The 16,718-nt window shown below is 73.1% G+C and carries 14 protein-coding genes; 13 read left to right on the top strand and 1 reads right to left on the bottom strand.

Features of this window, described 5'->3' with window-relative positions:
- Positions 1 to 49: 49 nt before the first annotated feature.
- Positions 50 to 382: a rhodanese-like domain-containing protein gene (locus tag FA582_RS00900; protein WP_010145947.1), complete on the bottom strand. Its 333-nt coding sequence runs from the start codon at positions 380 to 382 to the stop codon at positions 50 to 52.
- A gap of 146 nt (positions 383 to 528) precedes the next feature.
- Between FA582_RS00900 and FA582_RS00905 the strand changes: the two genes are divergently transcribed.
- The 13 genes from FA582_RS00905 (at position 529) to FA582_RS00965 (ending at position 16,608) form a co-directional block, all read left to right on the top strand.
- Complete coding sequence (locus FA582_RS00905; RefSeq protein ID WP_010145946.1) at positions 529 to 1,206, top strand: SAF domain-containing protein; 678 nt, start codon at positions 529 to 531, stop codon at positions 1,204 to 1,206.
- A gap of 7 nt (positions 1,207 to 1,213) precedes the next feature.
- Positions 1,214 to 2,191: a CpaE/TadZ family protein gene (locus FA582_RS00910; RefSeq protein WP_010145944.1), complete on the top strand. Its 978-nt coding sequence runs from the start codon at positions 1,214 to 1,216 to the stop codon at positions 2,189 to 2,191.
- Entirely contained in the window at positions 2,188 to 3,543 is a 1,356-nt protein-coding gene (locus FA582_RS00915) for a TadA family conjugal transfer-associated ATPase (RefSeq protein ID WP_237707453.1), read from the top strand. The genes FA582_RS00910 and FA582_RS00915 overlap by 4 nt, the downstream gene beginning before the upstream one ends.
- Positions 3,543 to 4,493, top strand: coding sequence for a type II secretion system F family protein (locus FA582_RS00920; protein WP_010145942.1), 951 nt, complete (start codon positions 3,543 to 3,545; stop codon positions 4,491 to 4,493). The genes FA582_RS00915 and FA582_RS00920 overlap by 1 nt, the downstream gene beginning before the upstream one ends.
- On the top strand, positions 4,490 to 5,434 hold the full coding sequence (locus tag FA582_RS00925) for a type II secretion system F family protein (RefSeq protein ID WP_202798057.1): 945 nt from the start codon (positions 4,490 to 4,492) through the stop codon (positions 5,432 to 5,434). Before FA582_RS00920 ends, FA582_RS00925 begins: the two co-directional genes overlap by 4 nt.
- A gap of 101 nt (positions 5,435 to 5,535) precedes the next feature.
- Positions 5,536 to 5,745, top strand: coding sequence for a hypothetical protein (locus FA582_RS00930; protein WP_010145940.1), 210 nt, complete (start codon positions 5,536 to 5,538; stop codon positions 5,743 to 5,745).
- The gene (locus FA582_RS00935) at positions 5,745 to 6,209 is read left to right on the top strand and encodes a TadE/TadG family type IV pilus assembly protein (protein WP_010145939.1); all 465 of its coding nucleotides are present in this window, start codon (positions 5,745 to 5,747) and stop codon (positions 6,207 to 6,209) included. Before FA582_RS00930 ends, FA582_RS00935 begins: the two co-directional genes overlap by 1 nt.
- A 37-nt stretch (positions 6,210 to 6,246) precedes the next feature.
- Positions 6,247 to 6,669: a TadE/TadG family type IV pilus assembly protein gene (locus FA582_RS00940; RefSeq protein ID WP_010145938.1), complete on the top strand. Its 423-nt coding sequence runs from the start codon at positions 6,247 to 6,249 to the stop codon at positions 6,667 to 6,669.
- Positions 6,666 to 7,253: a TadE/TadG family type IV pilus assembly protein gene (locus FA582_RS00945; protein ID WP_010145936.1), complete on the top strand. Its 588-nt coding sequence runs from the start codon at positions 6,666 to 6,668 to the stop codon at positions 7,251 to 7,253. Before FA582_RS00940 ends, FA582_RS00945 begins: the two co-directional genes overlap by 4 nt.
- A 5-nt stretch (positions 7,254 to 7,258) precedes the next feature.
- The gene (locus tag FA582_RS16275; RefSeq protein WP_158640845.1) at positions 7,259 to 8,002 is read left to right on the top strand and encodes a hypothetical protein; all 744 of its coding nucleotides are present in this window, start codon (positions 7,259 to 7,261) and stop codon (positions 8,000 to 8,002) included.
- Positions 7,996 to 8,961: a hypothetical protein gene (locus FA582_RS00955; RefSeq protein ID WP_010145934.1), complete on the top strand. Its 966-nt coding sequence runs from the start codon at positions 7,996 to 7,998 to the stop codon at positions 8,959 to 8,961. Before FA582_RS16275 ends, FA582_RS00955 begins: the two co-directional genes overlap by 7 nt.
- A gap of 33 nt (positions 8,962 to 8,994) precedes the next feature.
- Positions 8,995 to 11,904 carry a LysM peptidoglycan-binding domain-containing protein gene (locus FA582_RS16280; protein ID WP_010145933.1) on the top strand — a complete coding sequence of 970 codons (2,910 nt, stop codon included), beginning with the start codon at positions 8,995 to 8,997 and terminating at the stop codon, positions 11,902 to 11,904.
- Positions 11,905 to 12,180: 276 nt separating this feature from the next.
- Positions 12,181 to 16,608, top strand: coding sequence for an FtsK/SpoIIIE domain-containing protein (locus FA582_RS00965; protein WP_147899711.1), 4,428 nt, complete (start codon positions 12,181 to 12,183; stop codon positions 16,606 to 16,608).
- Positions 16,609 to 16,718: the final 110 nt, after the last annotated feature.

The raw sequence follows: 16,718 nt of genomic DNA on the forward strand, positions 1-16,718 counted from the left end.
GACCAATCTCGCGAAGAAACTAGAAAACGCTAGATCCTGCCAGAAGGTGTCAGAGGACCGAGGGGTCCTGCCCGTCGGCCCCGCCGACGAGCGGCTTGCCCGCGCGGTCCCACGCCTGCATCCCACCGTCCACGTTGACCACGTCGAAGCCCTGCTGGACGAGCCACTCCACGGCGCGGCCGGAGCGCCCACCGCTGCGGCAGACCACGGCGAGCGACGCGGGGGTCTCGGGCAGCTCGTCGATGCGCGCGGGCAGGTCGCCGAGGGGGAGGTGCACGGCGCCCGGCGCGTGGCCGGCCGCCCACTCCTCTGGCTCCCGGACGTCCACGACCGTGGCGTCGTCGGCGAGATCGGTGACGGCGATGCTGGGAATGTCGCTCATGGCTTCACTATGACACCGATTCCGAGCCTGAGTCGCTAGGGATAACCCGTGGTCAGGGTTAGAGTGGACGTCGGCTGAGCACCCCACGGTGATCGCCACTCCATCGAGACGACGCTCCGGTCTGTGCCGGAAGGGGACGACACCGTATGACCACCGCCACCTCAGGTGCGACGCCCTCGCGCCTGCCCGCGCGCACCCGCGACAAGCGGCCGGCCCTCGCGCTGCTCGCGCTCCTCCTCGTCCTGGTCGGGGCGCTCGGCAGCGCGCTCCTGGTCTACCGCACGGGCAACCGGGTGCAGGTCCTCGTCGCCAACGACACGATCCGCCAGGGCCAGCAGGTCACCGAGGACGACTTCGGGGTCGCCGAGATCGCCTTCGAGGACGGTGCCCAGGTGGTGAGCGCCGACTCCCTCCAGCGCTTCGTCGGCTCCCAGGCGGTGAGCACTATCCCCGCGGGCAGCCTGGTGTCCGGGCAGATGTTCACCCCCTCCGAGCTCGCGCCCGCCGGCGCCCAGCAGGTCGGTGTGGTCATCGCCTCCCCGGGTCGGCCCTCGGATGCCGTCGAGGCGGGCGACATCGTGCGCGTCTTCGCCACGGCGCAGGAGTCGGCCGTCGCCGCCGCCGAGGACGCGACCGAGCTGGTCGGTGCGGCCAAGGTGGTCGCGGTCGGCGCGCAGGTCGACACCAGCGACACCATCCACGTGACCCTGCTGCTGCCCGAGGACGTCGTCGCCTCCGTGGTGACGGCCAGCGTGACCGGCACCGCGGCCCTGGCGGTGCTCCCGGCCGACACCGCACCGGTGGTCGACTGGCGCACGGAGTGAGCGCGGCATGGCACTGATCTCCTTCTTCAGCGCCAAGGGCGCCCCCGGGGTGACGAGCACCGCCATGCTCGTGGCCGCCCTCTGGCCCCGCCCGACGCTGCTCGTCGACGCGGACGGCAACGGCGGAGACCTGCTCATGCGGCTGCCCTCGGAGTCCGGGATGGCGCTGACCCAGCACCCGGGCCTGCTCACCCTGCTGCCGCTCGCCCGGCACGGCCTGTCCTCCGGCGTCGTCATGGACCACTCCCAGGTCGCCCTCGGTGGCCAGCGGGTGCTCGTCGGGCTGGAGACCTCCGAGCAGGCCGAGGCCTCCGCCGCGCTGTGGCCGACCCTGGCGCGCGCCTTCCGCGAGCTGCCCGGCACCGATGTCGTCGTCGACGCGGGCCAGCTCGCCGCGCGGTCGGGGCAGCTGTCCCTCGTGCAGCGCAGCGACCTCGTGGTCGGCGTGGTGCGGGCCGAGCCGGCCAGCGTCATGCACATGCGGGAGCGGCTGACCGTCATCACCCAGACCTTCGCCGCGCTCGGCGCCGACGCCCCGCGGATCGGGCTGATCGCCCTGTCCGGGGTGCAGCAGCAGGACGAGGCGTCCTCGGCGATCGCCACGGTGCGCGCCGAGTTCCCCGAGGTGCTCGACCTGGGCCAGGTGGCCCTCGACGCGCGCCCGGAGCGGATGTTCCACGGCGACCCCGTGTCCCGGCCCGAGCGCACGATGCTCGTGCGCTCCGGCCGCTCGCTCGTCCAGCGCCTCGTGGCTGCCGTCGGGCCGAGCATCGCCGCGGCCCCCGCACCCGAGGCCGCCACCGGCCCCGACACCACCGCGCAGGGGGAGGACCAGGAGGAGTCGGCCGACGGCATACCGGAGGAGGGCGTGAGCGGGACCACGGAGGGTGACGCCGACGCCGAGGCGGCCGGCGACGGTGAGGCCGCGGAGGAGACCCGGTCGAGCCGGTCACGCCCACGCAAGAAGAGATGGAGCCTGCGATGAGCACCTCGTCCCCCCTGCTCGCCGGCGCGACCCCCGAGCAGCAGCAGGAGATGAACCAGCTGGTCCGCACCCTGCGCTCGCAGGTCGCCGACCGGCTCAACCAGCAGCGCCGCCGCGACGAGGTCGCCGGCCGCTCGCCGATGAGCAGCGAGGACGAGCGTCACTTCGCCCGCTCGCTCATCGTGCAGGTCCTCGAGGACCACGCCACCCTCATGATCACCGAGGGACGGGTGCCCCCGACGGCGGAGGAGGAGGAGCGGGTCGCGGCCGCGATCCACGCTGCGCTCTTCGGTGTCGGTCGGCTCCAGCCGCTCCTGGAGGACCGTGAGGTCGAGAACATCGACATCAACGGCTGCGACCGCGTCTTCGTGGGGTATGCCGACGGTCACGAGGAGACGGCCCCACCGGTCGCGGACAGCGACGAGGAGCTCATCGAGCTCATCCAGATCCTCGCGGCCAACGTCGGCCTGACCTCGCGCCCCTTCGACTCGGCCAACCCCCAGCTCGACCTGCGGCTGCCGGACGGCTCGCGCCTGTCGGCGGTCATGGGCGTCTGCCAGCGACCCTCCCTGTCGATCCGCCGCGCGCGGCTGGGCCAGGTGAGCCTGGAGGACCTCCTCGCGACCAACACGTTCAACGAGGACGTCATGCGCTTCCTCAAGGCGGCGGTCGCGGCCCGCAAGAACATCATGATCGCCGGGTCGACCAACTCGGGCAAGACGACGATGCTGCGCGCGATGGCGGCGGAGATCCCGTCCGAGGAGCGGCTCATCACCGTGGAGCGGGCGCTGGAGCTGGGGCTCGACAAGTTCGAGGACCAGCACCCCAACGTCGTCGCCTTCGAGGAGCGGCTGCCCAACTCCGAGGGCGTCGGCATGGTGACGATGGCCGAGCTGGTTCGTCGCAGCCTGCGCATGAACCCCTCGCGGGTCATCGTCGGTGAGGTCCTGGGTGATGAGATCGTCACGATGCTCAACGCCATGAGCCAGGGCAACGACGGGTCGCTGTCGACGATCCACGCCAACTCCTCGATGGAGGTCTTCAACCGCATCGCGACGTATGCGTTGCAGGCCGAGGAGAACCTTCCCGTCGAGGCCACGCACATGCTCATCGCCGGGTCGGTCAACTTCGTCGTCTTCCTGCGCAAGAAGAACGAGCACGCCACGGGTGGCGGCCTCCGCCGCGGGGTGCAGTCGATCCGCGAGGTCACCGGCGTCGACGGCCGGGTGCTCTCCTCCGAGGTCTTCGCGGCCGGTCCCGACGGGGTCGCGCGGGCCAAGGCCCCGATCGAGTGCATCGATGACCTGGTGCCCTTCGGCTACACGCCGACGCCGGTCACCCGGTGGGACTGATGGGCCAGCTCTACACCCTGCTGCTGCCGATGGCGACCGGCGCGGTCGTCGGTCTCGGGCTGTATGTCGCGGTCCTGGCCGTGGTCGGGCTGCCCGAGCGGGACCCCTCGACGCCCCGGCAGTTCTCGGGGGTCACCCTCGGCGGGATCAGCCGGCGCCTGGTCGTCGGGATCACCGTGGGCCTGCTCGTGCTGCTGCTCACCCGGTGGGTCGTCGCGGCGATCGGGGTCGGTCTGCTGGCCGGCCTGTGGGACCAGCTGACCGGTGACGCCCGGGCCGAGACCGCCGGCATCAACAAGCTGGAGTCGCTCGCGACCTGGACCGAGTCGCTGCGCGACACCATCGCCGGTGCCGTCGGTCTGGAGCAGGCCATCCCCGCGACCGCGGTGAACGCCGGTCCCTCGATCCGGTCCTCGCTCAACCTGCTCGTCGACCGGCTGCGCATCCGCGAGCCGCTCTCCGAGGCGCTCATCCACTTCGCCGAGGACCTCGACGACCCCTCGGCCGACGTCATCTGCTCGGCGCTCGTGCTCAACGCCCGCCTGCGCGGCCCGGGCCTGCGCGACGTCCTCGGCGCGCTGGCCGTCTCCACCCGCGAGGAGCTGGACATGCGCCGGCGGATCTCCGCGGGGCGCCGCTCCATCCGTCGTTCGGTCAAGATCATCGTCATCATCGTGCTCTCGGTCATGGGCGGCCTGGCCTTCTTCAACCGGGTCTACGTCGAGCCCTACGGCACCCTCGCCGGCCAGGGCGTGCTCCTCGTGGTCGCCGCCCTCTTCGCCGGTGGTCTGCTTTGGATGCGCCGGCTCTCCGAGCCGCAGAAGCTCAGCCGCTTCCTCGTCGTCAACCGTGAGGCCCGAGCCCGCGACATGGAGCAGCTGCTCGACGACGTCCGCGAGGGCGCGCAGACCGGTCGGGCCGGCCGGGGTGGTCGAGGTGGTCGAGGATGAGCGCGATGATCTGGCCGATGCTCGCCGGGGGGCTGGTCGGGCTGGGCCTCTACCTCTTCATCCGCATCCTGCTGCGCCCGCGCCCGGGTGTCGCGACGCTGGTGGCCCGCATCGACGCCGGCTCCCGCTCGATGCAGACCCACACGCTGTCCGACTACGACTCCTCGTTCTCGGAGATGAGCAGCCGTGGCCGCTCGGTCATGACGGCCCTGGCCGACCGCTTCGAGGTCCTCGCCGCGCAGCGCGGGTGGCAGATGAACCGCCACCGCGCCGATCTCACGATCCTCAACCGCAGTGTCGGCGCCATGCTCGCCCTCAAGGTCGTGAGCGGCACGATCATGCTGCTCGTCGGTCCGCTGGTCTGGGGTGCGCTGCGCCTGGGCGGCCTGGACGTCGGACCGACGATGCCGCTGGGCCTCGGGCTCCTGCTCGGGCTGCTCGGCTTCTTCCTGCCCGACTTCTCGCTGCGCGCCGAGGCCGAGCAGCGTCGGCGCGAGTTCCGCCGCACGGTCGGTATCTTCCTCGACCTCGTCTCGATGAACCTCGCCGGTGGGCGTGGCCTGCCCGAGGCGCTGCTCGCGGCGTCCTCGGTGAGCGATCACTGGTCGGTCGTGCGGATCCGTCAGACGCTGGCCAACGCCCGGCTCTTCGGCACCACCCCCTGGGAGGCCCTCGGCCGGCTGGGCAAGGACATCGGCCTGGAGGAGCTGGAGAGCCTCTCCGGGGCCCTGGTGCTCGCGGCCGACGACGGCGCCAAGATCCGGCAGTCGCTGTCGGCGCGGGCCACGACGATGCGGCGCAAGGCGCTCTCCGAGGCCGAGGGTGATGAGGGTGAGCGCTCGCAGTCGATGCTCATCGCCCAGATGCTGCTCGTCATCGCCTTCCTCGTCTACCTCGCCTACCCCGCTCTCGTGGCGCTCATGTCAGAACGGGCGATCTGAGGGAACCGATGACCGACTGGCATCGTCTGTCTAGTTGTGCAACGATCGTGAGTTGCGACCCTGGTAGTGACCAGGCGATTCACCATGACTAAGGGGATTTCATGAAGCCGATGAGAGCCTACGCACTGCGCGTCCGCCACGACCTGCTCGCCCGCAAGGACCGCGGGGCCTCTGCGCTGGAGTGGGCCCTGATCGCCGCTGTCGTCGTCGTCGCCGCCGCCCTCATCGGGGCGGCCGTCTTCAACGTCATCCAGTCGCGGGCCGCCGAGGTCCAGCGCTGCGGCAACCTGGCTCCCGGCGCCACCTGCTGATGCTCGCACGCCGCCGCCCGCTGACGCGGGTGCGGCGGGAGCGCCGGGACGTCGCGGACCGTGGCACCTCGGCGCTCGAGCTGGCGATCATCGCCCCCGTCCTGCTCTCGCTGATCTTCTTCAGCCTGCAGGCCGCCTTCTTCTTCTACGGTCGGGCCGCCGCCACGCACGCCGCCCGCGAAGGAGTCTCCATGCTGCGTCTTGCTGAGGACCAGGCCGACTACGCCGCCCTGCAGCCGGACGCCTTGGCCCGGACGGAGCGCTTCGCGGCCAACGTCGGCGGCCCGGGGCTGGTGGCGCCCGAGGTGAGCAGCACCTACCTCGAGGAGGCCGACGGCACCGCCCGGGTGACGGTCACGGTGACCGGGCGGGTCATCACCCTCGTGCCCGGCCTGCGGCTCAACGCCACGGCGGACGCCTCCGGCACCGTGGAGCGCTTCCTCGAGCCCGAGCGCATCCCCTAGACCACCACAGATCCAGCACGAGCGAGACGAGGACGACATGGGACGGCATACCGCCACCCGCGAGCGCGGATCCATCGCGCTCGAGTTCGCCTTCGCCGCGCCCATCATCCTGCTGATGCTCGCGCTCGCCTGGACTTTCGGACGGGTCGCGTGGGCCAACGGTCACCTCGAGGCCGGCACCCGTGACGCCGCGCGGGTCGCCACCCAGGCCCGCTCGATGCAGGAGGCCCGCTCCAGCGCGATGGCGGTGCTCCGGGAGAACACCCAGGCGATCGACGGGTGCCCACGCAGCCTCACGATGCAGATCTCCGGCGACTTCGAGCCCGGGTCGACCCTCACCGTTGAGGCGAGCTGCACCTACTCCCTCTCCGACATCGGTATGCCGGGTGCCCCGGGGCGGGTCTCGCCCTCCTCCTCCTTCGCCTCGGTCGTGGACCGGTACCGCGGGGTGGCCCCGTGAACCGGCTCGTGACGTCCCTGCGGGCCGATGCCGAGCGCGGCTCGATCCTCCCGCTCATCCCCATCATGGCGTTGGCCCTGCTCATGATCGCCGGGCTCGTCATCGACGCCTCCCGGCAGCTCAACGCCCGCAGCCAGGCCGTGGCGTATGCCGAGGAGGCCGCTCGGGCGGGGGCCCAGGCGATCGAGCCGGAGCCGCCGGCCACGCTGGACCCGCAGGAGGCCCGCCGCAACGTGCGCGACTACTGCGCCCAGGTCCTGCAGCGCCAGGCCGTGACCAGCTGCGGCGTCACCGACATCCAGCCGGCCGACGACAGCCCGCGGCCCTACACCATGGTGGTCCGGGTCCAGACGCAGATCCCGACGACCCTCCTGGGCATGGTCGGCGTCCGCAGCCTGAGCGCCTCGGGGGAGGGCCGCGCCGAGCCGGTCGCCGGGGAGCTCCTCGAGCCCGCGCCCGAGCCGGACCCCGATCCCGATCCGCTCCCCGGCCCGGGTGACCCCGAGCCGGACCCCGACCCCGGTCCGGCCCCCGGACCTGACCCTGAACCCGACCCCGAGCCAGGACCCCTCCCAGAACCATGATGACGATGACGACCCCCCTTCCCCGACGACGGTGGCGGCTGCTGACCGCCGGCGTCGTGCTGCCCCTCGTGCTCGGCGCGTGCGGCACCTCGAGCGACGTCCCGGAGAGCTCGCCGACCGCGCTCGCCTCGGACGACGCGGCGCCGACCAGCGCCGAGCCCACGGGCGAGGAGTCCGAGCCGACGACGCAGGACGCGACCGAGGAGGAGGACGCCGAGCAGGAGTCCCCGGCCGACGACGAGGGTGTCGCCGCCGAGGACGATCAGCCGGAGACCTGGGCGACCTTCACCGCCGAGCCGCCGCCGGTGTCGGTCGAGGCTGGCGAGCTCGAGGAGGACCCTCGCGTCCAGGCAGTGGTCCGCTTCAACGAGGCCTTCGCCCGGGCGGCGACGGCAGACGACCCCCGCGACGAGGAGTGGCTGGCCACCCTCGACGAGAGCGGGCACGACGCCCTGGTCGAGGTCTTCGAGGAGGAGTTCGGCCGGGCCTACCCGGGGCCTCTTCCCTATGCCCCGCTGCAGGTCACCGAGCTCGAGGACGGGACATGGTCGGTCCAGGGTTGTATGGTGACGGACGGGTTCTCGGCAGATCCCTCTCGATCCGACGACGGCATGCAGGGCCTCGAGGTGTCGTCGATCGAGTACTCCCTCGTCACGGATCCGGATGACGAGGAGGAGTATCTCGTCGAGGCGTTGTACTCCGGAGCACTCAACTGTTCGACCACCGAGGTGGAGACACGATCATGGTAAGTCAGCTCACGCCCCGCGCCCGCGGAGTCCTCGCTGCGACCCTGTCCGCCGGGCTCCTGCTCGCCGCTGTGCCGCTGGCCGCCCAGGCCGGCGTCAACACCGAGCCACGCAAGGGCCAGCCCGTGGTGTGGCCCTCGGAGAACCGCACCCGCATCAAGACCTACCAGACCGGCGGGGGAGCCTGCTCGCTCATCGCCTCCCCCAACTCCGTCGGTGGGGTCTGCGTCTCGGCGCGTGCCTCGGACGGACCGACCATCCGGGAGGTCCTCAAGGGTGACGACCTGCCGGACTGCTGGCACGAGCGGCTGACGCCGGAGGAGCTGCGGGACACCGAGCTCCCGGCGGCGCCGGAGGGCACCGAGTACTTCTGGCACCGGTGCCTGCGAGGCATCGACCGCAAGACCTTCGACATCGAGCCCGGCGGCCTCTTCTTCGCGGTGGGCATCTGGATCTACGAGCCCGACGACCCCGAGCTCACCGAGCTGACGCCCAACCAGCAGGCCTTCATCGACCGGTTCGTGCGGCGCGGCAACGTGCCCGACCCGATCATGCTGTCCTCACCGGCCTCGGTGCCCTGGGTCAACGACGACGTGGCCTTCTACAACGCCAGCGACGACGAGCTGCTCGTCGACCTGTCCATCCCGGGCGTCCAGATGCGCGGGCGGATCACCGAGCTGCTCGTCTACCCCGAGGGGCGCGGTGGCCCTGTCGTGCGTTGCCCGGGCGCCGGGCTCCAGGTCGAGGCGGACGACACCCCCAAGACCGTCCCGAACGCCTGCTGGCACGCCTACGAGCAGGCCAGTCAGACCCAGCCCGACGACGCCTACCGGGGCGAGATCCACGCCCAGTGGCAGATCGACGCCCGGATCATGGGCGAGTGGCAGCCGTTCCACTCCTTCGTCAAGAGCGGCGAGGGACTCATGCAGGTCAACGAGGTGCAGGCCCTGGTCCGCCCGTGACCTGAGCCGGCAGAGATCTGGGGAGGATCACCGATGAGCACCACCACACCGAAGCGTCCCGCGAGCGAGCGCCGCAAGACCTCGGGCTTCCAGCCGCGCACCGCGGCCGACCACCTGCCTCGGGCGGAAGCGTCCGAGCGGCACGTCGGCAAGGGCCTCGCGGCCCTCCTGGGGATGCTGGTCCTCGTCGTCGGCGTGCCCGTCGGCCTGGTCCTCCTCGTGGGCAACCCGCTGCCCACGTCTGCGCCGAGCCTGGACTGGTTGACCGCCCCGGTCACCGCCGAGGCCCTCATCAACATCGTGGCCGTCCTCGTCTGGTTGGTGTGGGCCCACTTCGTGGTCTGCCTGGTCGCCGAGTGGCGCGCCGTGCGGGCCGGGCGGCTGCCCGGCATGGTGCCCGCCGGTGGTGGGTCCCAGCTCGTGGCGCGCCGGCTCATCGCCGGGGTCCTGCTCCTGGCCGGCACGGCCACCATGACGGGTCAGGCACCGGGCCAGACCGGCGCCCCGGCGGCCTCCGTGGTCAGCACCGCCGAGGCCGGTGCCTCGGCCGAGCAGGGCGCCCGTGGCGGGCTCACGGTCGGTGAGGTGGGGACGATCGAGCAGGCCTCGGCGGGCGCCACCGAGGACGACGCCGCCCGGGAGTCGGCGAGGTCCAGCGTCACCGTGACCAAGTTCTACGAGGTCAAGCCGCCCGCTGGTCGCCACCACGACACCCTGTGGGACATCGCGGACCGCACCATGGGCGACCCCTACCGCTACAAGGAGCTCTACCAGCTCAACAAGGACCGCGTGCAGCCCGACGGCCGCAAGCTCCAGGACGCCGACCTCATCCAGCCGGGGTGGCAGCTCGTCATGCCCTCCGACGCGACCGGTCCGGACATCACCTCGGTGCGTACCCAGGCCCCGGCGGCCACTCCCGCCGCGCCTGCCACGACCCCCGACACCTCGCGGGCCGTGCTCGACGAGGTCGGCGGCCGCACGGCGCAGGTCGCGGCGGATGCCGCGGGTGGCGCCGGCTCCGAGGCGGTCGACCGGGCGGGCGACCTCGACGTCTCTTCGTCCTCGTCCGACTCCGGGGCCGGGCCGGTGGCGGTGCCGGACGGCCAGGAGGTCCCGCTCGGTGACCTCGCCCTCGGGGGAGGCATGGTCCTGGCGGGGCTGGCCCTCGCCCTGTCCACCCGCCGGGGCCCCTACGGCGACCCGGGCGCGGCAGAGCAGGCACTACGGCTCGCGGCGGACGGCGGTCGCGCCGAGCTGCTCGACCGCGGTCTGCGGGTCCTGGCGGCCGAACGCGTCGAGCAGGGCCTGGCCCTTCCTGACGCCGCAGCGGTCTACGTCGGCGACGACCAGGTCATCGTGCACCTCGCGGGCGGCGGCGAGCACGCCGCGCCCCCCGCCCCCTGGCAGCAGACCGAGGAGGGCGGCGTCTGGGTCCTGCGCGCCGCCGACCTCGCCGGTTACCCCGTCGACGGTCCGGCGCCCTGGCCCGGACTGGTCAACGTCGCACGCTCGCACGGCTTCGACCTGCTCATCGACCTGGAGTACGCCCCGGGCCTGGTCAGCATCGGGGGCGACCAGCAGGTGGCCCGCGAGGTCGCCCTGTCTACGGTCGTCGACCTCGTCACCCACCCCTGGTCGGACGGCACCCGGGTCACGCTGGTCGGCTTCGCCGGCAGCAGCGCCGACACGCTCGCCGAGCTCGCGCCGGGCCGCATCGACCAGGTGCGCTCGATCGAGGAGGCCCTGCAGGTCGGCCGCCGCGACACCGACGCACGCCGCACCCTGCTGCGCCGCCTGGGCGTCGACGGCGTCCTGGCCGGCCGCTCCGCCGGCGCCGGGGGCGACCTCCGGCCGCACGTCATCGTGCTGTCGGGCAGCCCCGGTCCGCAGGAGGCCCAGCAGCTCACCGAGCTGCTCGCGGCCGGGCGCACCGGGGTGTCCGTGGTGTGCGTGGGTCAGACCCTCGCCGCCCGGTGGAGGTTCGCCGTGGATGCGTCCGGCCACCTCGACCTCGGCGTGCTCGGCCTCACCGGCACCGCCCGTCGGCTCCGTCACGGTGACCTGGAGACGGTGGCCGGCTGGGTCAGGGACACCGCGGAGGACGGCCGCGAAGCCTCCGCCCGGGCCGCGGCGCTGGGACCCGCGGATGCCGTGGCCACCCTGCCGGAGTCCGGGCGCGCCCACGTCGACGCCGCGGCCTCGATGCAGGACCGCCAGGAGGCCCGCGCCCACGTCGGGCTCCTGGGGCCGGTGGTCGTCCACGCGCAGGGGCAGGTCAACCCGGCCCGTGAGGAGCTGCTCACCGAGCTCGTCACGCTCGTGGCCCTGCACCCCGAGGGCGTCCACGACGCGGTGCTGCGCATCTCGCTGTGGCCGCGAGGCGTCGACGACGACGTGGTCGAGGCGACCCTGGCGTCGGCGACCCAGTGGCTGGGCACCCGCGAGGACGGCAGCCCCCTGCTGGACCGCGACGACTCCGGCCGGTGGCGCCTGGGCCGCGAGGTGCACGTCGACTGGCTGGAGCTCGCCGCCCTGGCCGGGCGGCGCGGCGTCGAGCCGCAGCGCTTGGCCGAGGTCCTGGGCCAGGCCCGCGGTGAGACCTTCTCCGGCACGCCCGGCACCCGCTACAGCTGGCTGGCCTTCCACCAGGCCGCCCGCGACGCGCGCGTCGTCGTCACCGCGGTGGCCCGGCACGCCGCCTCCGGCCTCGCCTCCTTGGGTGACACGGGTGGCGCCGAGCGGGTGCTGCGTGACGGGCTGACCCTCGTCCCGCGGGCCCAGGCCCTGTGGCGTGACCTGCTGCGGCTGCTCGGGGGCTCCGACCCCGACAGCGCGGCGCGGGTGGTGCGGGAGATGACCCTGGCCCTGGGTGACACCGCGCTCGAGCCGGAGACCGTCTCGCTGGCCCAGCACCTCACCCCGGATCTGCGCGAGCTGGGGTGAGCCAGTGCGGCTGTTGATCACGGCGATCGCGGCCGGTGAGGCCGCGGGGGGCGCACCTGCCTCGCCGCTGGATCTCGTCGTCGACACCGAGGACGACGCCACCGTCGGTGACCTCGCGCTGGCGCTCGCGCGCCGGACGGCGGCGCAGACGCAAGGTCGGGGCATCCGCCCGGGCCTGGGTGTGGGCGGCGGCCACGAGGGGCAGGTCCCGCAGCTGCGCGTGGTCCGCGAGGACGGCCTCGACCCCGCCCCGCGCGCGGGGGGGGCGAGCGGGCCGTGGCGGTCGCGGAGCGCGAGCACCCGCCGGAGCTCTACGTCGGGGACCGACGTCTCGACCCGGGTATGCCGCTCACGGCCAGCCCGGTCCGGCACGGGTCGCTCGTCGGGGTCGGTGGTCCCGTCGGTGACCTGCTCGCGGAGCCTCGGGGCACCGTCGAGATCCGTATCTCCTCCGGGCCGGGGTCGGGCACGGTCGCGCGGGTCAGCACCGGCGAGCACGTGGTCGGCACGTCGGTGCACGCCTCGGTGCCGCTGCCGCCCGTGGGCCTGCCCGAGGTCTGTCTCACCGTTCAGGTCCGGCCGGACGCCACCGTCGTGCTGGACCCCGACCCCGAGCTCCTGGGGGTGCTCCAGCAGCCGGTGTGGCGCACGCGCCCCCTGCCCGGACCCATCGTGCTGGACGCGGAGGCCGAGATCCAGCAGCGCAGGGCCGGGGAGAGCACCTACAGCGAGCTGCCGCCGGGCACCAGGGTCATCAGCGCCGACGCTCCGGTCCCGCTGCTCCACCTCGACCGCGAGGAGGTCGCTCCCGGCCAGGTGTGGGAGCCCGGGCAGGCACTCGTCGTCGGGCCCTGCCTCCTGGAGCTCACGGTGCCGACCGCGCCCGACGCCTCGCTCTCCCTCAGCCCCCAGGGCGCGACGCTCGACTACAACCGCCCGCCCCGGCTGCTGCCCGCGGCGCGCCAGACCGAGTTCGCCCTGCCCAACGAGCCGCGTCGCCCCCTCGGCCAGCAGATCCCGTGGGCCTTCATCTTTCTCCCGGCCATCGCGGGCCTGGCGATGTACCTCATCACCGGTCGTCTCTACACCCTGATCTTCATCGCGCTCACCCCGCTCATGGCGCTGTCCAACTGGGTGTCCGGCCGGAGCCAGGAGCGCAAGCGCTACCGCAACGACTTCGCCGAGTACACCATCCGGATGAAGAAGGTCCAGCAGAGCGCTCTCGACGGGCTCGCCGACGAGCGGGCGGCCCGGCGGCGCGACTTCGCCGACCCCGGCGAGGTGCTCATGACCGCGATCGGGCCTCGGCGCCGGCTCTGGGAGCGGCGCCGCAGCGACCCGGACTGGCTGCTCGCCCGCTTCGGCAGCGCCGACCAGGTCTCCTCGGTCACGGTGAAGTCCAACGCCCGCGAGGAGCACGAGGGCGACCTGGCCTGGACCGCGCCGGACGTCCCCGTCACCGTGAGCCTGCTGGAGGCGGGGGTCACCGGCCTGGCGGGCCCGGTGCGCCGGGCGGTGGGCCGGTGGGTGCTGGCCCAGCTCGCGGTGCTGCACTCGCCGGTGGACCTCGACGTCATCCTGCTCACCTCCCCGGACGGCGAGGCCGACTGGCACTGGGCCCGCTGGCTGCCCCACCTGCGCTCCGACGACGGCGACCCCGAGCTGGCGCAGGTCGGCGTCGACGACGAGACCACCGCGCGGCGGATCGCCGAGCTGGTGGGCGAGCTGGAGCGGCGCCTGGAGATCGCCGACTCGGGGTCCTTCTCGAGCAAGGGAGCGGTCTTCCCGCCGAAGCTCGTGGTCCTCGACGGCTCCCGCCGGCTCCGGCTGCTGCCCGGCATGGTCCCGCTCCTCCAGCGCGGACCGTCGGTGGGCATCACCTTCCTGTGCCTCGACGAGGACGAGCGCCTCCTCCCCGAGGAGTGCCGTGCTGTCGTCCAGGCGGACGAGCCGCTCATGCGGGTCACGGTCAGCGAGAAGTGGGTCATCGAGGGCGTCCGCCCCGACCTGGTGAGCTCGTCCTGGGCCGAGCGGGTCGCGCGCGCCATCGCGCCGGTGCGCGACGTCTCGGCCGAGGACGCCGCCGCGACGATCCCCGGCTCGAGCCGGCTGCTCGACGTGCTGCGGCTCGACCCCCCGACCGGGGCGGCGGTGCAGGAGCGCTGGGTGTCCGTGGGGCGGACCACCCAGGCGGTCATCGGGGAGGGCACCGAGGGAGCCTTCGCGATCGACATGGTCAAGGACGGGCCGCACGGCCTGGTCGCCGGCACCACCGGCTCGGGCAAGTCGGAGCTGCTGCAGACCGTCATCGCCTCGCTCGCCGTGCACAACCGCCCCGACGAGATGACCTTCGTGCTCGTCGACTACAAGGGCGGCGCGGCCTTCAAGGACTGCAACCGGCTGCCGCACACGGTGGGCATGGTCACCGACCTCGACGGCCACCTCACCGGGCGCGCCCTGGAGTCCCTCGGCGCCGAGCTGCGCAGGCGCGAGCACCAGCTGGCGGATGCCGACGCCAAGGACATCGAGGACTACCTCGCGACCAAGGGCCCGGACGACGCCCCGATGCCCCGGCTCCTCATCGTCATCGACGAGTTCGCCGCGCTCGTCGCCGAGCTGCCGGACTTCGTCACCGGGCTCGTCGACATCGCCCGGCGCGGCCGGTCCCTCGGGGTGCACCTCATCCTGGCGACCCAGCGCCCCGCCGGTGTCGTCAGCGCTGAGATCAAGTCCAACACCAACCTGCGCATCGCCCTGCGGGTCACCGACGCCAACGACTCCCAGGACGTCATCGAGTCGCGCGAGGCCGCCCAGATCGCGAAGTCGACCCCTGGTCGCGCCTACGCCCGGCTCGGCCACTCCAGCCTCATCCCCTTCCAGTCCTCGCGGGTCGGGGGCCGCCCCCGCGGCGAGGGCCGGGCCGCCGACATCGAGCTGCGGGGTATGCCGTTCGCCGAGCTCGGGGTCGCCCCGCCACGAGCGGCCGCGGCGGAGGAGGACGTGTCCATCCCCACCGATCTCGCGGCCCTCGTCGAGGCCTGCCAGCAGGCCAGCGAGGAGTCGGGGGTGCGGGCTCCCGCCAGCCCGTGGCTCCCGGCGCTGGACGACGTCATCACCCTGGAGCAGGTCCTGGAGCAGTTCCCGCGCGCCGCAGCGGACGCCGACCGGATGCGGCTGCCGGTCGGCATCGTCGACCTCCCGGCCGAGCAGCGACGGGACGTCGCGACATACACCCTGTCCACCGGGTCCCACCTCGCGATCGTCGGCGCCGCACGGTCCGGGCGCTCGACGGCGCTGCGCGCGATCGCCGGGGCGGTCGCGCGCGACCTGTCCCCGGAGGACGTCCATGTCTACGGCGTGGACTGCGGCAACAACGCCCTGCTGCCGCTGCAGGCGATGCCGCACGTCGGGGCTGTCGTCTCGCGCGACCAGACCGACCGCATGGACCGCCTCGTGAGCCGGTTGCGGACCCTCATCAGCGAGCGGCAGCAGCTGCTCGCCCAGGCCGGCTTCGCCGATGTCGCCGAGCAGCGGGCCTCGGTGCCGCAGGAGGACCGGCTGCCCTACGTGCTCATCCTCTTCGACCGCTGGGAGGGCTTCTTCCAGGCTTACGACGCTCTCGACGGCGGCAAGCTGGTGACCGCCTTCCAGCAGATCCTGCAGGAGGGTGCCGCGGTCGGGGTGCGCGTCGTCATGACGGGGGACCGGTCGGTCATCATCGGGCGGATGGGGACGCTCCTGGACGACAAGATCATGCTGCGGATGACCGACCCGAGCGACTTCTCCAACATCGGGATGTCGGCCAAGAAGGTCCCGGACTCCATGGTCGAGGGGCGGGGGTTCCGGGCCGAGGGCCTGCGCGAGACGCAGTTCGCGCTGCTCGCCGACGACCCGGCGGGCACCGCCCAGGTGCGGGCCCTGCAGGAGCTCGGCAAGGCCGCGACCGAGAGGTATGCCGAGCTGCCGCGCTCGCGACGCCCCTTCCACGTCGACCTGCTGCCGGTGCGCGTCACCGCGCAGGAGGCACAGCGCCTGCGCGAGGAGGAGCGGGCGCAGGGCCTCACCGTGCCCGACACCTCGCTGGCGGTCGCGGTGGGTGGAGACACCCTCGGGCTGCGGCACCTCGACGCCATCGACCACGGGCCCGCCGTCCTGGTCACCGGCCCGCGGCGCAGCGGTCGGTCCTCGGTGCTCTCCCAGCTGGCCGGGGAGGCGCTGTCGGCGGGATGGCAGGTGGCCCTGGTCACGCCGCGCAAGAGCCCGTTGCGCGACCTGGCCGGGTCGGCCGACGTCCACGGGCCGTGGGACCTCCAGAGCGACCAGACCGAGGTGACCGAGCAGCTCACCGCCCTCGTCCAGGGCGAGGAGCCGCTGGTCGTGCTCGTCGACGACACCGAACTCGTCGGGTCCGACGGGTGGCTCGCCGACGCCCTGGTCAAGGTCATCGAGCAGATGCGTGACTCGGGCAAGATGCTCGTCGGCGCCGGCACCGCCTCCGACATGCAGAGCCACTACCGCGGCCCATCGGCCCTGCTCAAGAAGTCGGGCAACGGCGTCCTGCTCAACCCGCAGTCCAGCGCCGACGCCGACCTCTTCGGTGCCCGGCTCAACCGGTCGGCCTTCGGGCAGTCGCTGCCCCCGGGTGGGGGCTACCTCGTCGTCGCCGGTCAGGCCGAGCGGGTGCAGGTGATCTGGCCAGGCTGACCTGACGTCACGGCATACCGGCGCTCGGGGTCTGCCCACCTCCTCGGCGGCGACGACCCCACTCAGGCAGGTAGGTGCCAATCAGCCCGTTTGGCCCGAAGCGGACGCCT

Source organism: Serinicoccus profundi (assembly GCF_008001015.1).
GTDB lineage: Bacteria > Actinomycetota > Actinomycetes > Actinomycetales > Dermatophilaceae > Ornithinicoccus > Ornithinicoccus profundi.

Bases quoted from the DNA above. Each gene is read 5' to 3' on its own strand.
- FA582_RS00925 (WP_202798057.1), top strand. From the start codon at position 4,490: ATGAGCGCGATGATCTGGCCGATGCTCGCCGGGGGGCTGGTCGGGCTG.
- FA582_RS00955 (WP_010145934.1), top strand. From the start codon at position 7,996: ATGGTAAGTCAGCTCACGCCCCGCGCCCGCGGAGTCCTCGCTGCGACC.
- FA582_RS00935 (WP_010145939.1), top strand. From the start codon at position 5,745: ATGCTCGCACGCCGCCGCCCGCTGACGCGGGTGCGGCGGGAGCGCCGG.
- FA582_RS16280 (WP_010145933.1), top strand. From the start codon at position 8,995: ATGAGCACCACCACACCGAAGCGTCCCGCGAGCGAGCGCCGCAAGACC.
- FA582_RS00920 (WP_010145942.1), top strand. From the start codon at position 3,543: ATGGGCCAGCTCTACACCCTGCTGCTGCCGATGGCGACCGGCGCGGTC.
- FA582_RS00905 (WP_010145946.1), top strand. From the start codon at position 529: ATGACCACCGCCACCTCAGGTGCGACGCCCTCGCGCCTGCCCGCGCGC.
- FA582_RS00910 (WP_010145944.1), top strand. From the start codon at position 1,214: ATGGCACTGATCTCCTTCTTCAGCGCCAAGGGCGCCCCCGGGGTGACG.
- FA582_RS00900 (WP_010145947.1), bottom strand. From the start codon at position 382: ATGAGCGACATTCCCAGCATCGCCGTCACCGATCTCGCCGACGACGCC.
- FA582_RS00940 (WP_010145938.1), top strand. From the start codon at position 6,247: ATGGGACGGCATACCGCCACCCGCGAGCGCGGATCCATCGCGCTCGAG.
- FA582_RS00930 (WP_010145940.1), top strand. From the start codon at position 5,536: ATGAAGCCGATGAGAGCCTACGCACTGCGCGTCCGCCACGACCTGCTC.
- FA582_RS16275 (WP_158640845.1), top strand. From the start codon at position 7,259: ATGACGACCCCCCTTCCCCGACGACGGTGGCGGCTGCTGACCGCCGGC.
- FA582_RS00915 (WP_237707453.1), top strand. From the start codon at position 2,188: ATGAGCACCTCGTCCCCCCTGCTCGCCGGCGCGACCCCCGAGCAGCAG.